At 62.4% G+C, this 14,981-nt stretch carries 15 protein-coding genes; 5 read left to right on the top strand and 10 right to left on the bottom strand.

Annotation, left to right across the window (positions count from 1 at the left end; genetic code table 11):
- Positions 1–389 precede the first annotated feature (389 nt).
- Positions 390–701, bottom strand: a complete 312-nt coding sequence (locus E4S61_RS10730) for a hypothetical protein (RefSeq protein WP_135303929.1) — start codon at positions 699–701, stop codon at positions 390–392.
- A gap of 164 nt (positions 702–865) precedes the next feature.
- Here E4S61_RS10730 and E4S61_RS10735 point away from each other — a divergent pair, with 164 nt between their 5' ends.
- The 4 genes from E4S61_RS10735 (at position 866) to E4S61_RS10750 (ending at position 3,680) form a co-directional block, all read left to right on the top strand.
- A complete protein-coding gene (locus E4S61_RS10735; RefSeq protein ID WP_135303930.1) occupies positions 866–1,615 on the top strand; it encodes an SDR family oxidoreductase in 750 nt (249 codons plus the stop codon).
- Positions 1,616–1,664: 49 nt separating this feature from the next.
- A complete protein-coding gene (locus tag E4S61_RS10740; RefSeq protein WP_135303931.1) occupies positions 1,665–2,276 on the top strand; it encodes a plastocyanin/azurin family copper-binding protein in 612 nt (203 codons plus the stop codon).
- Between the two features lie 71 nt (positions 2,277–2,347).
- Entirely contained in the window at positions 2,348–2,767 is a 420-nt protein-coding gene (locus E4S61_RS10745) for a universal stress protein (RefSeq protein WP_167768474.1), read from the top strand.
- Between the two features lie 151 nt (positions 2,768–2,918).
- Entirely contained in the window at positions 2,919–3,680 is a 762-nt protein-coding gene (locus E4S61_RS10750) for a proteasome assembly chaperone family protein (protein WP_167768475.1), read from the top strand.
- Positions 3,681–3,832: 152 nt separating this feature from the next.
- Here E4S61_RS10750 and E4S61_RS10755 read toward each other — a convergent pair whose 3' ends face one another.
- From E4S61_RS10755 to E4S61_RS10770, 4 genes are all read right to left on the bottom strand, one after another.
- Complete coding sequence (locus E4S61_RS10755) at positions 3,833–4,810, bottom strand: Gfo/Idh/MocA family protein (RefSeq protein WP_135303934.1); 978 nt, start codon at positions 4,808–4,810, stop codon at positions 3,833–3,835.
- Between the two features lie 320 nt (positions 4,811–5,130).
- On the bottom strand, positions 5,131–5,895 hold the full coding sequence (locus E4S61_RS10760) for an IclR family transcriptional regulator (protein WP_135303935.1): 765 nt from the start codon (positions 5,893–5,895) through the stop codon (positions 5,131–5,133).
- 149 nt (positions 5,896–6,044) lie between these two features.
- Positions 6,045–7,115, bottom strand: a complete 1,071-nt coding sequence (gene gfo6 / locus E4S61_RS10765) for a D-xylose 1-dehydrogenase Gfo6 (RefSeq protein ID WP_135303936.1) — start codon at positions 7,113–7,115, stop codon at positions 6,045–6,047.
- A gap of 90 nt (positions 7,116–7,205) precedes the next feature.
- Positions 7,206–8,249, bottom strand: coding sequence for a zinc-dependent alcohol dehydrogenase (locus E4S61_RS10770; protein ID WP_135303937.1), 1,044 nt, complete (start codon positions 8,247–8,249; stop codon positions 7,206–7,208).
- Positions 8,250–8,421: 172 nt separating this feature from the next.
- On the opposite strand from E4S61_RS10770, the gene E4S61_RS10775 reads away from it, so the two are divergent.
- Positions 8,422–9,195 carry an SDR family NAD(P)-dependent oxidoreductase gene (locus tag E4S61_RS10775; protein WP_135303938.1) on the top strand — a complete coding sequence of 258 codons (774 nt, stop codon included), beginning with the start codon at positions 8,422–8,424 and terminating at the stop codon, positions 9,193–9,195.
- A gap of 45 nt (positions 9,196–9,240) precedes the next feature.
- Here E4S61_RS10775 and E4S61_RS10780 read toward each other — a convergent pair whose 3' ends face one another.
- Genes E4S61_RS10780 through E4S61_RS10800 form a run of 5 tightly spaced genes read right to left on the bottom strand, consistent with a single transcriptional unit; the run spans position 9,241 to position 14,841 of the window.
- The gene (locus E4S61_RS10780; RefSeq protein ID WP_135303939.1) at positions 9,241–10,410 is read right to left on the bottom strand and encodes an ABC transporter ATP-binding protein; all 1,170 of its coding nucleotides are present in this window, start codon (positions 10,408–10,410) and stop codon (positions 9,241–9,243) included.
- The gene (locus E4S61_RS10785) at positions 10,410–11,558 is read right to left on the bottom strand and encodes an ABC transporter ATP-binding protein (RefSeq protein ID WP_135303940.1); all 1,149 of its coding nucleotides are present in this window, start codon (positions 11,556–11,558) and stop codon (positions 10,410–10,412) included. Before E4S61_RS10785 ends, E4S61_RS10780 begins: the two co-directional genes overlap by 1 nt.
- Positions 11,559–11,560: 2 nt before the next feature.
- On the bottom strand, positions 11,561–12,493 hold the full coding sequence (locus E4S61_RS10790) for a carbohydrate ABC transporter permease (protein WP_135303941.1): 933 nt from the start codon (positions 12,491–12,493) through the stop codon (positions 11,561–11,563).
- Positions 12,494–12,495: 2 nt separating this feature from the next.
- Entirely contained in the window at positions 12,496–13,452 is a 957-nt protein-coding gene (locus E4S61_RS10795; protein ID WP_135303942.1) for a carbohydrate ABC transporter permease, read from the bottom strand.
- Between the two features lie 51 nt (positions 13,453–13,503).
- Entirely contained in the window at positions 13,504–14,841 is a 1,338-nt protein-coding gene (locus E4S61_RS10800) for an ABC transporter substrate-binding protein (RefSeq protein ID WP_135304688.1), read from the bottom strand.
- Between the last annotated feature and the right edge of the window lie 140 nt (positions 14,842–14,981).

A 14,981-nucleotide genomic window follows, 5' to 3' on the forward strand; every position in this document is an offset into this window, starting at 1 on the left:
CGAGAGGACCGCCCCCGAGCCGGCCCCACTCTCGACGGTACCTGTAGTTTAGCCCTGGAGGTGTCCACTCGGCGACAGTCGACCTTACTGCTTCGCAACGGTTGCTTACGAAGACATGGCAGTGATATGCGACCGCTCGACCGGCGCGAACACGCTCCGAAGGAACTCCCCTCTTTGCCCGATAAGACATCGATACCGGCGTGGTTATAACATATGTACCTATGTTACTGTCTCTGTAACCGTGGCGTCGCGACGACGAGCCTGACGTGACGTGCCGACGCAGCCGAGCAGCGGGAAGACGCCGTCGGGAGGGTGATTCGGCCAGTGGTAATCAGTTGCTTCCAGCGGTGAACCGCCGGCCGAGCCGAAGTGGGTCCGACACAGCCGTCTCACTCGTCGGTGAGTCGCTGGAGTTCGTAGCGGTACGTCCGCGGGTCTCGCTTCACGACGAGGGTGTAGCTGTCACCGTTCCGTTCGAGCCGGTCGAAGTGCTGGCCGAGGTTCCCCGGGTTCAGCGAGTCCGTTCCGCCGTCCAGTCCGAAATACAGCGTCGCCATCTGGTGGCGCACGTCGTCGTGCTGTCTGGCCTCCACCGCGAGGCCGGCTAGGGAGACGACGTACCGCACGAGAACGAACGCGACCGGACCGAGCACCAGCCCGATTCGTTGAAGGGGCGCGTACCGTGTGTCGCGTTCGTTCACGTCCCACGTGTTGGCAGGTGGGATACTAAAACGCTGCAGGTCTGTGCCAGATAACGACGTCCGTCGTCAGTCGGCGAGTCGTTCGGGGTGTGCTAGTTCGCAACTCGGTAGTTTGTCACACGGTATTATATTGCTGGCCGCGGCAGTTCTGCGTGGGATTCCCAATGGTCGACAGACTCGCAGACCGGACAGCACTGATTACGGGCGCGGCGTCGGGCATCGGCCGGGCGATAGCGATTCGGTTCGCCGAGGAGGGCGCGAACGTCGTCGTCGCGGACGTGCGCGAGGAGCCGCGCGAGGGTGGACGGCCGACGCACGAGGTCGTCACGGACGCCGAGTTCGTCGAGACCGACGTCTCCGACGTCGAAGCGATGCACGACGCCGTCGAGGAGACGGTGTCGGCGTTCGGCGGCCTCGACGTACTGGTGAACAACGCCGGGATATTCCCCGGCAGCCATCCGATAGAGGCGGTCGAGGAGGCGGAGTACGACCGCGTCATGGACGTCAACCTCAAGAGCGCCTACTTCGGGTGTAAGTTCGCAGCGGACCAGATGCGCGAGCAGGGGGGAGGCGGTGCCATCGTCAACATCTCCTCGATCGCGGGGTTGGTGGGCTACGACGACGCCGCGTCCTACTGCGCCTCGAAGGGAGCGGTCGCGAACCTCAGCAGGGAACTCGCGCTCGAACTCGGCCCGGACGACATCCGCGTCAACGCTATCAACCCCGGCGTCATCGAGACGGCGATGACAACCCAAGACACGTCGGCTGCTGGCGCGATGGACGAGCAGATTCCGTTACACCGAGACGGTCAACCTGCGGATATCGCCGGGGCCGCACTATTCCTCGCGAGCGACGATGCGGCGTACGTCACCGGGCACAATCTCGTCGTCGACGGGGGATACACCGCGAAGTGACCCCAGTACCCACGCGAACTGCTTTGTGGGTCGAAGCCGAGTTTGGAGTATGGGCAATCAGAGTCTACAGCCTGACGTATCGCGGCGAGAGTTCTTCCAGGTCGCTGCGGGAGCGGCTGGTGTCACGGGGACTGTGGGCCGGGCCGCGGCGCAAGAAGGCGACGGGGGTGGTGGCGAAACCGTCACCATCGACATGACCGACGACCTGGTGTTCGACCCAGACGAGCGGACGATCGCGCCGGGGACGACCGTCGTCTGGGAGAACGTCGGGGGGGTCGGCCACTCGGTGACCGCTTACGAGGACGAGATTCCGGCGGAGGCCGAGTTCTTCGCCTCGGGCGGGTCGGAGAGCGAAGAGGCCGCACGGGGGGCGTACCCGCAGCAGGGAGACGTCGCGGGCGGCGAAACCTACGAACACACCTTCGACGTCGAAGGCGAGTACGGATACTTCTGTATCCCCCACGAGACGGTCGGGATGGTCGCCTCGCTAACCGTGACGACGGAGCCGCAGGGGGGTGGAGACGGCGGCGTTCAAGAGGGACTTCCGAGCGTGCCGGAAGGCTTGATAACTCTCGGCGTCGGTGCCGCTGCCACCATCTTTGCCGTCTTCGCCTTCGCGTACTTCTTCCTGAAGTACGGCGGGGACTACGGTGAGGGGTGAGCCATGGCGCGGAGTAAATGACTGATATATTATACGAGCGTATTTCCATTCCGGCGACGAACACCTACTCGATGGGTCACTACGACACTATTCTCGTCCCGACGGACGGGAGTGAACGCGCCGAGGACGCTATCGAAGTCGCCTTCCGACTAGCCGAGGAAGACGAGAGCGTCATCCACACGCTATTTGTCGTCGACACCGGTCTCTACGGCGAACCCGCACTCAGCAGCGTCGAGTTGTTCGTAGACGAGTTAGAAGACGAAGGGCGGGACCTGCTGACGGAGTTAGTCGGCCGCGGGGCCGAACGCGGCATCGACGTCGAACGGGAGGTACGCCACGGCGACCCGGAAGCGGCCATCGTGGCGTACGCCGACGAGGTCGATGCCGACGTTGTCGTCATGGGGTATCAGGGACAATCGCACCGGAAATCGAGGGGGTCGGTCTTAGACGGCGTGCTAGAGCGGACCGACCGACACGTCCTCGTCATCTAAGGCGACTGGCCGAGTGAGCACGAGCGACGCGGTAGTAGTCCGGTCCTTCCGACTGGAACCGTCTCACGGCGACCGTCGACGTGACGGTATCGAGTGGCTACGCCGGGATTTCCGGTTATAACTACGGGACCACCGTGAGAGAATGTGGTGTATGCCAGCGACGCACTCCTTCGACATCGACACGCCCGCCGGGACAGGGACCGACACGACGCTCGTCGTCGGCCAGGCACACCCTGGGATGGCGGGGGTAACTGCGGTCGACTACCTCGTTCGGCACCTCGACGCGACGCAGCTCGGTCACCTCTCGCCCGCGGAGCTCCCCGGAATCGCGCCCTTCGAAGAAGGGACACCGCGACACCACAGCCGGTTCTACACCCTTGATTCGACCGATTTGACGGTCCTCGTCGAGGAACTGTTCATTCCGGTGACGAGCGCTCGGCCTTACACCGACGCCCTCATCGAGTGGATAGACGAACAGGCCATCGAAGAGGTCGTCGTCTTGCACGGCGTTCCGTTCCCTCACGGTCCGGACGAGCACGAAGTGTTCCACGTCTCGACGCCAGGATTTCACGAGGCCCGACTTGTCGACGTGGAGATCCCACCGCTGAAGGGCGGCTTCCTCGACGGCGTCGTGGGAGAACTAGTCACGCACAGCCTCGACGAAGCGGGCTCGGAAATCGGTGTGTTCGTCACCCCGACTCATCCGCCGGGACCGGACGTCGACGCCGCGCTCAAACTCCTCGACGCGCTGACGACGGTGTACGGATTCGAGGTCGACGAGACGGAACTCCGCGAACTGGGCGAGCAGTTCGAGCAGTACTACGAGCAGTTGGCCAACCGAATGGCCTCGATAGCCGAGGAATCGGACTCTCTCGGCAGCCACGACTACCCAGAGGACCGAATGTATATGTGAATAGCAGCAGATGAAATCGCAGTTAGTTACTCTGGATGTAGAATCAGTCTTTTTGTAATTATCTAGGGAACTATATCTATCATTGGGGGTACTAACACAGCCAGACGTGCCAGCTGTGAGCGATACATCGACGAATTCCGACCAACTAGCGGTCAGTCGAGGGCGACCGGCTGTCCGTCGTCACCGCTCTCGTACAGCGCGTCGATGATGCGCATGATGTCGACGCTTTCGTCTCGGCCAACTCGGGGCTCCTCGCTGGCCTCGACGCTGTCGGCGAAATGTTCGACTTCGAGACGGTAGTGGTCCGTCGCATCGAACGATTCCGTCTCCTCCTCGCCGTCGACGGCGTAGGTCAGTTGCGTCGGATTCTCGACGCCGATGTCGAAGGTCGGTTCCGCACGGAGCCACCCGTCGGTGGTCTCGACGCGGTAGTACTGCGTCAGTGGCGTCTCGAACCCGGACTGGAGTCGCGCCGTCGCACCGTTTTCGTATTCGAGGACGCCCGTCATCTCCGTCTCGACGCCGCAGTCGCGCTTGTCGTTCGTCACGCCGTAGGCTCGCTCGGGATTGCCGAGGAACAGTCGTGCCGCGCTGACGGCGTAACAGCCCACGTCCATGACGCTGCCACCCGCCAGATCCGGATCAATCCGGATGTCCTCCGCGCCGTCGGGTAGCCGAAACGTGAACGTCGACGTGACGTTGCGAACCTCGCCCAGTTCGGTCTCGACGATCTCGGCCGCGCGCTCGGTCAACGGGTGGAAGCGATACATGAACCCCTCCATCAGCGTGACGCCGCGGTCGGCGCAGTAGTCGAACACCGCACGCGTCTCCTCGGCGTTCTCGGTGAGCGTCTTCTCACAGAGGACGTGCAAGCCCGCGTCGGCGGCCTTTCGAACCCACTCGGCGTGGAGACCGTTCGGGAGCGGGATGTAGACGGCGTCCAGTCCGTCGTCGTCGAGCAACGCCTCGTAACTGCCGTACGTCTCGGGGATGTCGTGCCGCTCGGCGACCGATTCAGCCCGACTCACGTCCCGTGAGGCGATCGCTCCGACTTCGTGTTCGCTCGCGACGATGCCCGGGATGACAGATTCGACGCCGATGTTCGCTGTGCTGAGAACTCCGAATCGCATACCGATGTGGGCGAGTGGCAGTAGAATAAACCTAGTGGTTCGTCACACCCGCTCGCTGTTTCCGCCGTCGACGCTGTCACGAGCCAATCTCGACTCACCGTCCGACTGTTTGCCGAATCGCCGTTCAGTAATGGTGAACGAATAGCTAATCCACGTACGTCTGTTATTCGAACGCCGTCGCTGGCACCGTCCTGTCGGTCGAGCGGAACCCGGCGTGAGCCCTCCTCGAACCGATGAATCGACTATCGTCAGGCTCGAAACAGTAGTCGGTATCTGGAAATATTCGTTCAGCTATAGTGAATACCAGTTCGTTCGCCGAGTTACGAGTACGTGAAGTTGAGCTCGATGACGTTCGCGACTTCGAGTACCTTCTGCGGGAGTTCCTCGCGGAACCGGTCGCCGCGAAAGCGGTTGGTCGGCCCGGCGACGCTGATGGCGCCGATGATACGGTCGCTGTTGTCGAGTACCGGTGCAGCGACACAGCGGAGGCCATTGAGCCGTTCTTCGTCGTCGAACGCCACGCCGCGTTCGCGGATGGCGTCGAGGGTCTCTTCGAGTTCCGCGCGACTCTCGATGGACTGCTCGGTGTTCCCGGTCAGCCCGTGCCGGTCGACGATCTCGTCGACGCGTTCCTCGGGGAGATACGCGAGAATGGCCTTGCCAAGCGCCGTCGTGTGGAGTGAGACGCGCGTGCCGACGTGTGCTTTCACCCGGACCGCCTGTTCGCCGTAGGCCCGATAGAGGTACGACCCGCGGCCGTGTTCTTCGACGAGGATGTTCGCCAGTTCCCCGGTCTCGTCGGCGAGACGGTCCACTTCGGGTTTCGCTATCTGGAACAGTTTTCGCTCGTGACGCGAGTACGCGCCGAGCTCTAAGAACCGGAGTCCGACCCGATAGACGTTGTCGTCCTTGACGATATACTCCTCCTGTTCGAGCGTGCTGAGGTAGTTGTGGACGGTGCTCTTCGGCAAATCGAGGTGACGCGCGAGGTCGGTCACGCGGGCACCGCCCAGTTCCTTCAGCGCGTTGAGTATCTCGAATGTCGTGCCGACGGACTTGACGGGGTTTTGGGCTGTACTCGGCATATCCACTATCTCGATTCAGACACACAAAACAGTTGTTCATTTTATCGAGATAGCTATTCAGCGGAATATACTGTCCGGACAGTCGGTACGACGGACAGAGACGGCGAGACGGTGAGATGGCAACGAAGCGGTGCCGAGACGACTGATCCCTACAGCTCGATCACGTCACCGCTCTCTGCAGCCTGATGGATGGCGCGGATGATTCGCATGTCTTGGAGGCCGTGGTGACCGTCGGCGACGAACTCGCCATCCGTGAGCACCCGGTCGGCGAAGTAATCGAACTCCTCGCGCATCTCGCGCTGTGAGTCGAACGCCTCGTGGGAGACCGTGGCCGACATATCGCCGCGGGAGAGGTGCATCGTACACTTGCCGTGGAACGCCGGGCGCAGGTCGATCTGTCCCCCAGTGCCGGTTAGCTTCAGTTGCGTATCCTCGTGGGCGTTCTGGCTCGTCGTCGTGATCATCTTCACGTCATCTTCAAGGACGAGGACCGACCCCGAGCGTTCGTCGGGTACGTCGGCGAACGCTTCGTGGTGGGAACTCATCTGTGACTGGACGGCCACGGGGTCCCGGTCTAAGATGAAACGGGCCGTATTGAGTGAGTAGATGCCCAGGTCCATCACCGAGGTGCCGTACCCCGAAATGTCCGGGTCGAGTCGCCACTGATCGTGGTCCGGCATCATCTCCAAGAGTGGTTGGGTGTTGTTGCCGTACACCGAGACCGGGTCACCGATGAAGCCGTCCGCAATCAGTTCTTTCGTGCGTCGCACGGCGGGGTCGGTGTGCATCCGGTAGGCAACCATCAGCGGCACGTCCTCGCTCTCTGCGGCGTCGACCATCTGCTCGGCCCGTTCGACGGTGGATTCCATGGGCTTCTCACAGAGAATCGCCTTGCCGAGGTCGGCCGCGGTCTCAACGTATTCGAGGTGGTAGGCGTTCGGCGTGCCGATGTACACCGCGTCGTAGGCGTCGCTCGCCTCGCCGTCGTGGAACTCGTCGTAGCTGATGCCGTGGTCAACATCGTTCTCCTCGGCCAGCCGCTGTGCCTTCGCCGTCGAACTGCTGACGAGCGTCGTCACCTCGCCGAGGTCGGAGTTCTCGATGGCCGGCAGGGCGAGGTCCATCGTCCACCAGCCCAGTCCCAATAGCGCGTATCGGACGCTACCCTCGGTCGTCGTCTGCCAGTCGCGTTCATCGTAGGTGTCGAGCCAGTCTTTCATCGCTACTGGCTACCGGAGACGGGGAGTAAAATCTTCGGACACGTATCAGGTAGCGGAGAAGTAGCTGGGGCCGACCGAGAGATGGCCCCCTCAGTCGTGGAGTTCTGAGACATCGAAGACCGGCTTGCACGTCTGGCCCGCGACGAACGCCTCGAAGGCCTCGTCGGCCGCTAAGAGGGAGAACCGGTCGTCGAGGAACGTCTCGGCGTCCACGTCTCCTCTGTCGATAAGTCTGAGCGAGCGGTCGAAGTCGTCGTACATCGAGGCGTAGGAACACTGGAGGTCGATCTCCGAGCGGACCAGCGGGGAGTACGGCATCGTCGTCTCTCCCGTCTGTCCGATGAGCACGATTTGGCCGCCCTTTCGCACCTCGTCGACGGCCGAAGGGAGCCCCGAAGGATGACCCGTCGTGTCGAACACCACGTCGTAGCCGACGCCGTCGGTGACGGCCTCGCGGCGCGCCGCCACGTCGTCCTCGGTGACGTTGACCGTCTCGAAGCCCAACTCCTCCGCGAGCGGCAGGCGGTACTCGGCGTCCTGGCCGACGCCGGAGACGAGCACTTTGCCGCCCTGTGTGTCGGCAATCTGTGCCGTGAGGAGACCGATCGGCCCCGGCCCCTCCACGAGGACGCGGTCGCCCGCCGAAACCCGCGAGTTCTCGATGACCGCGCGGGCGGCGATGCTCGTGGGCTCGACCATCGCGGCGTGTTGCTGTTCGACGCTGTCGGGAACCGGATGCAGCGCCCGTTCGGGGACGGCGACGAACTGCTCGTAGGCCCCGTCGTGGTCGACGCCCGTAATGACCGCGTTCTGACAGACGTTCGATTCCCCGATTTCGCACTGATAGCAGTCGCCACAGCCCCGAATCGGTCGCTCGACGACTCGGTCGCCCACGTCGAACTTCGTGACGGCGTCGCCTACCTCGACGACGCGCCCGGAATACTCGTGGCCGATGACCGTCGGGAGGTCCATCCGCTCGAAGGCCGACTCGAACTCGTAGATGCCTGCATCGCTTCCACAGAGACCGGCGTAGTCGACTTCGACGAGCGCCTCGTCGGCGGCCGGTTCCGGTCGGTCGCGGTCGACGAACTCCATAGCGCCGTGACTACGGTTTACCTTGGCTAGTCCACGCATACGGTTTGGGAATCACTCGGGCGTAATAATTCTATGGTTCCCAGCCTAGCGGTTGGTAGTGGCAAGGAGTTCGCCGGAGGGGACTCTCGAGATACTCCTTCCGGCGGGCGCGATGTTGGTAGTCGCTCTTAGGTCCACAAACGTCAAATAGGCACGCGCCGACGTGTGGCGTATGGTTTCCTACGAACACACGCCAGTGACAGTTGCGGACAAACGGGCCGTCGTCGTCGGTGGGACCAGCGGAATCGGACAGGCTATCGCCCTCGGATTCGCGTCGGAGGGCGCGGACGTCATCGCCACCAGTCGCAGCGAGGACGCCGTCGAGGCGACGGCCACGGAGATTGAAGGATACGGCGTCGACACCGCGCGCGTCACGTGCGACGTGACGGAGGCCGAGACGCTCGACGAGGTGCGTGAGACGGCCGAAGACGCGTTTGGCGGCGTCGATATCGTCGTCGCTTCGCAGGGAGCTATCTCCCGGGAGACGGTTCGGGACATCGGCGACGACGACTGGGACTTCGTCACGGATGTGGCCCTAGATGGCGTTCGCAGGGTCACACAGGCGATGGCTCCGGCGATGGACGAAGGCGGCTCCATCGTCAACATCTCCTCGCTGGCCGCACGGCTCGCCATGGCGAACCTTCCCGCGTACTCGGCCGCGAAAGGCGGCGTCGAGGCGTTCACCCGTGCGTCGGCGAAGGAACTCGCGCCCGAAATCCGCGTCAACGCCATCGCGCCCGGGTTCGTCATCACGCCCCAGAACGCCGAGACGTACGCCGAGGGCACCGAGAAGCGGGAGAAGATCGACGGCAGAACGCCGCTCGGTCGGGTCGCGGACCGCGAGGAGATGGTCGGCGCGGCCGTCTATCTGGCGAGTGACGCCTCCTCGTACGTGACGGGTGAAGTCCTCACCGTCGACGGCGGCTTCGCCGATAGCGCCTTCTGAGCGTCGAGAGTCGGTGGAAAAAGAGGGAGAGAGTAGCGCCGAATATTACAGCCGAAGCGCCTGTTCGTTGAAGGTGAGCCGCCGGTCGTGGAGCGTCTCGCCGGTCTTCGTATCGAAGACGTGGACGGCGTCCTGGGGAAGACGCACCGTCACGGAGCTGCCCTCTTTGATTTTTCGCGACCCTTCGGTGATGGCGACGAGGTCCTCGGTCCCCGCTGTCTCGCCCGGGAACTCCAGGTGGACGACGTTTTGGTTGCCCATCGGTTCGACGACGGTCGCCGTCATCTCGAACTCGTGGGCGGCGTCGTCGCCCGTGCCATTGGCGGTGACGCTGGAGCCGGAGACGATCTCGACGTCCTCCGGGCGGATGCCGAGGATGACGTCCGTTACGTCACCGACGGCCCGATCGATATCGTCGGCGAAGGGGTACTCGATATTGTCGGAGACGAACGACGACCGCTCGTGTCGGCCGGTCAGGAAGTTCATCGACGGCTCCCCGATGAACTCGGCGACGAACAGGTTGGCCGGTTCGTGGTAGAGTTCCAACGGCCGACCGACCTGCTGGAGTTTCCCGTCGTTCATCACGGCGATGCGGTCGGACATCGTCATCGCCTCGGTCTGGTCGTGGGTGACGTAGACGGACGTCACGCCGAGTTGCTGCTGGAGTTGCTGGAGTTCCGTGCGCATCTCCGCGCGCAGTTTCGCGTCCAGGTTCGACAGCGGTTCGTCCATCAAGAACACTTCCGGGTCACGGACGATGGCACGGCCGAGCGCCACGCGCTGTTGTTGGCCGCCGGAGAGTTGGCCCGGTTTCCGGTCCAACAGGTCCTCGATGCCCATCATCTCCGCAGCCTCGGTGACGCGGCTGTCAATCTCGCTATCGGACATCTCGGTGGACTCCTCCAGCCCGAAGGACATGTTCTCCCGGGCCGTGAGGTGGGGGTAGAGCGCGTAGGACTGGAACACCATGGCGATGTCTCGGTCCTGGGTCTTCATGTCGTTCAGCGTCTCCGTCCCGAGGCGGATCTCGCCGTCGGTAATCGTCTCTAGTCCGGCGATCATCCGCAGCGTCGTCGATTTCCCACAGCCCGAGGGCCCGACGAGAACGAGGAATTCCCCGTCCTCGATGTCGAGCGAGACGTCCTCGACGGCGACGATTTCGTCCTCGCCGTCGTCGAACACCTTGGTCACGTCGTCGAGTGTCAAACGGGCCATTAGACGTTCGTCACCTCCGCTTCGGGTTCGACGCTTCGATTGTGCAACGCGTCGCCGGTCCGTCCATCGAAGACGTGGACGTTGTTCGGGTCGATAGAGACCACGACCGTCGTCCCCGCTTCGAAGATGTTCGTCCCGCTGGTGAGTGCGTGCAAGAGGTCCTCCTGGTCCGTGTCTTCTGGGTGGTTCAGGTGCAGGACGTTCTGGTCGCCGTGGGGTTCGACGACGGAGACGTTCATCAAGAACGCATGGTCCCCGAGGTCTGCGGGGTCGGCTCCCTCGGCCGACTCGATTTCGAGGTCCTCCGGCCTGACGCCGAGGACGACGTCGTCGGTTCCCTGGACAGCGTCGCGGATGTCGCTGTCGAAGGGGTACTCGATGTACGTTCCGACGAACGTGCCCGCGTCGTTGGTTCCCTCGATGAAGTTCATCATCGGTTCGCCGATGAACCCGGCGACGAAGCGGTTGTTCGGTTCGTGATACAACTCCAGCGGTCCGCCGACCTGCTGGAGTTCACCGTCGTTCATCACGGCGATGCGGTCGGACATCGTCATCGCTTCCGTCTGGTTGTGGGTGACGTACACCGTCGTCACGTCGAAGTTGTTCTGGAGTTGTTGCAGCTCCGTCCGCATATCCGCGCGGAGTTTCGCGTCCAGGTTCGACAGCGGCTCGTCCATCAAGAACACTTCCGGGTCACGGACGATGGCACGGCCGAGCGCCACGCGCTGTTGTTGCCCGCCGGAGAGTTCGTCGGGCTTGCGGTCGAGTAGGTCGGAGATGCCGAGCGTCGCGGCGATCTCCTCGACGCGGTCGTTGCGCTCTGCTTTCGTGTATCCTTCTTCCTCTTCGAGCCCGAATCGGATGTTCTGCCGGACGGTCATGTGGGGGTAGAGCGCGTAATCCTGGAACACCATCGCGATGTCCCGGTTCTGCGGAACGCGGTAGTTCATGTGGTCGCCGGCGATGTAGATGTCGCCCTCCGTCGGCGTCTCAAGTCCCGCGAGACAGCGAAGCGTCGTGGACTTGCCACAGCCCGAGGGACCGACGAGCACGAGGAACTCGCTGTCTTCGATCTCCAGCGAGAGGTCGTCGACTGCCACCGTCTCGCCGAACCGCTTGGTCATGTGCTCGATCGAGATTCGTCCCATGCTCATCCACCTCCCGTCCGCAGGCCCTTCGCAAATTGCTCCGCGAAGGCGACGTAGATGATGAGCGTCGGAATCGCCGCGAGGAACGCCGCGGACATGCGGATCCCGAAGTCGATACCGGACGTCGAGGCACCGACTGCCGGCAGGATGAGCGTTACCACCGCCTCTTGCGTGTCGGAACCAGTGATGAGCGTGAACGCGAAGAGGAACTCGTTGTAGATCTGCGTGAACTGGTAGATGAAGACGACGCCGAACATCGGCTTCGAGATAGGGAGGACGACGCGGCGGTAGATCTTCGAGATGGATGCGCCGTCGATCTTTGCGGCCTCGACGAGCGAGTTCGGGAGGCTCTGGTAGTACGACCGGAAGAGGATCGTACAGATGGGAATCCCGTACGCGATGTGCGTGATGATGAGCGGGACGAGGTTCGAGTGGTACGCCTGAAGGAACGGCAACGCCGCAAACGTCGGCCCGAGCATCGAGGCGAGCGGGAAGATGTTGTTCCAGAACCGCGCTAGCGGCACCAACACTGCCTGATACGGCAGGAAGATACCGATGAGGAACAACACGAGTACTCCCATCTGGCCGCGCCAGTTGACCATCGTGAGGCCGTAGGCAGCCATGCTGCCGAAGAGGACGCTTCCGATGGTCGCCGGGATCGCCATGAATAGCGAGTTGAAGAACGCGCCCGAGAGCCGCTCGAATGCGAACTGCATGTTGCCCCAGGTGAACCCTTCTCCGGTCGGCGGAGCGAGCGGAATCGTCCGCGCGACGGCTTCGTTGGTCTTCAGTGCCGTCATGATACCCGTCTCCAGCGGTGCGAGGAAGAAGCCGATGAAGATGATGACCAAGACGTACTGGGCGATACGAGCGAGATTTACGTCTTCGACGAGCGATGCGACGTCGATGTTCGAGCCGGAAGTCGACTGTGACATTGTTAGAGGCTCCCCTGTTTGTACTGGTAGTAGAGGTACGGTGCGATGACGCCCAGTGCGAGTAGCATCAGGTACGTGGCGATCGTCGCCGAGTACGCCCACTTCCCGAACTTGAACGCTTCACGGACCATCAGCGTCGCCAGGATGTCGGTCCCGTTCGGCGGTCGGTAGCGGCCGGTCAGTGCGTACAGGAAGGTGAACGCCTTCAGCGCGAACACCATCAGCACCACGGCCGCGCTGACTGAAGACTCCTTCAACTGGGGAATGATGATGCGCAAGTAGGTCTTCATCGTGCTCGCGCCGTCGACGTGGGCGGCCTCGAACTGATCGTCGGGGAGCGAGCGCAGGCCGGCTAAGTAGACGACCATCGCGTAGCCGCTGAACTGCCAGATGAGCGCGAAGATTATCGCCCCCAGCGCGATAGACGGGTTCCCGATCCAGTTGACCGGGCCGAACCCGAACGCGGTCACGATGATGTTCAACAGCCCGTTGTCGTAGTTGAACATCCAGAGCCACATCTGGGCCGTAACGACGAACGAGAGACTCATCGGCAACAGGTATATCGTCTGTATCTTGTCGTCGAACCGAATCCCCTGGTCGATGAGCACGGCCAGGAACAGCCCGAGGAAGAGACAGATCGTCGTAAACGTAACGAGCAACACGAGGTTGTTCTGCGTTGCTTGGACGAACGCGGAACTCTCGAAGACCTGCGTGTACATCTCCAGGTCCAGGTTGCTCAGGCTATAATCTGGTGGAGTGAGCCCTCGGGCGTCGGTGAGTGAAATAGCGACGTTGAATCCCATCCCACCGTAGACGGCGATTCCCATGATGACGAAGGGGAGTCCCCAGTACGGCGACGAACGAACGAAGTCGCTGTTGAGGAAGTACCGTACCTTCGTCTCCCAGTCGACCTCTTCGGCGGATGTCTTCGTGGCATCGGCCGTTTCGTGCGTATCCATAGATAGACTGATTTCGTTCCTTAGTAATAAATAGTTCAGTTGTCCGGTGCGTTACTGTGAGACCGCACTGAGTAGCGCGTCAGCCGCCGCACTGGTGTCGTAGGGCCCCATCATGTTGTCGCTCATCGCTGTCTTGCATGCCCCCATCTGCTCGGGCGTCACAGCGAGGCCGTGGGCGATGGTCGGCGGGTACCGCTCGGAGTTGGTGAGGTCTTCGTAGGTCATCGCGATGAAGTCGCCGAGTTGGCTCGAATCGATGTCCGTCCTGACCGGGACGGACCCTTTCAGGTTGTTGAACGCGACCTGTGCCTCTTTGGTCCCGACGAACGTCTCCCACGTGACCGTCTGTTCGGGCGTTGGGTTGTTCGCGGGCGCGACGATGGCGTCGATGTGGTAGCCGTAGACGCCTTCGGTACCGGGGAAGGGGATCCAGTCCCACTGCTCCTTGTAGTTGAACTGGTCGTCGCTACGGAACTGCCCCGCGAGCCAGTTCCCCTGGTGCATACACGCGACTTCGCCGTTGATCATCTTCCCGCCGACGTCGGTGAAACTCACCGACGAGGCGTCGTTGGTTATGTAGTTCTGCTGAATCTCTTTGACGGCTTCCAGCGCCGAGACTATCTGCTGCTTGTCGCCGTTGCCCTCGATGAAGTTCATGTAGGCGTCCACGCCGGACTGGCCCATCAGGACCACGGCCCACAGCTGCAGGACGGTCCATGGCGCGACCATCGCCTGTCCCATCGGCGTGATATCCGTCTCCGAGTTGATGGTTTCGAGCGCGCTCATCAGGGCGTCGATGCTGTCGAGACTCTGCGGGTCGACACCGGCCTCTTCGAACGCCGAGATGTTGTAAAAGAGGTTGTTCATCCGGTGGGAGCCGAGCGGGATGGCCGGCATCTTCTCGTTGAACGTACAGAGTTCCACGGCGCGACTCTGCATCGTGTCCTTGTACCCTGCGGCGTCCCACACGTCCGATTCGAGGTCCATCAAGTTCCCCCGGTAGCGTTCGAGGTTCTTCCCCGGCCAGTTGGCGAAAGAACTCATCGGGTTGTTGTTCACCATCCGTCGCAGGATCGTCGCGTTCAGGTTGACGTTCGCGCTCGCCCCGACAGCCTGGAAGTTCGTGTCTACGTCCGGATGTGCCTCTTTGAACGTCTCGATGAGCGCGTTGATGGCAGCCTCACCATCCCCCCCGGCCCAGCCGTGAAGAACTTCGAGTGTGGCTCCCGATTGTCCGCCGCTCGTGCCGCCGGTGCTGCCGTTGCCGCTACCACCGTCGCCACCGGAGCCGCCATCGCCACCGCCGCCGTCACCGCCGTCACCGCCACAGCCGGCGATGCCGGCTGCGGCCCCTGCGCTCAACGCTGCGAGGTACTTTCTCCGATCCATGGTCCGGTCTTGTTTGTCACGTTTGACCATACAGGTATACGGGTCTGTCTGATGGGATATAAAACTATCGCTCATCGCAGTGAATCGACCACAAAAGGGGCCGAGAGCGGAGTTCGAGCGGCAATACGCGTCGAACTGGT

This window comes from Haloarcula amylovorans (assembly GCF_004681185.1).
In the GTDB taxonomy this organism is placed as follows: domain Archaea; phylum Halobacteriota; class Halobacteria; order Halobacteriales; family Haloarculaceae; genus Haloarcula; species Haloarcula amylovorans.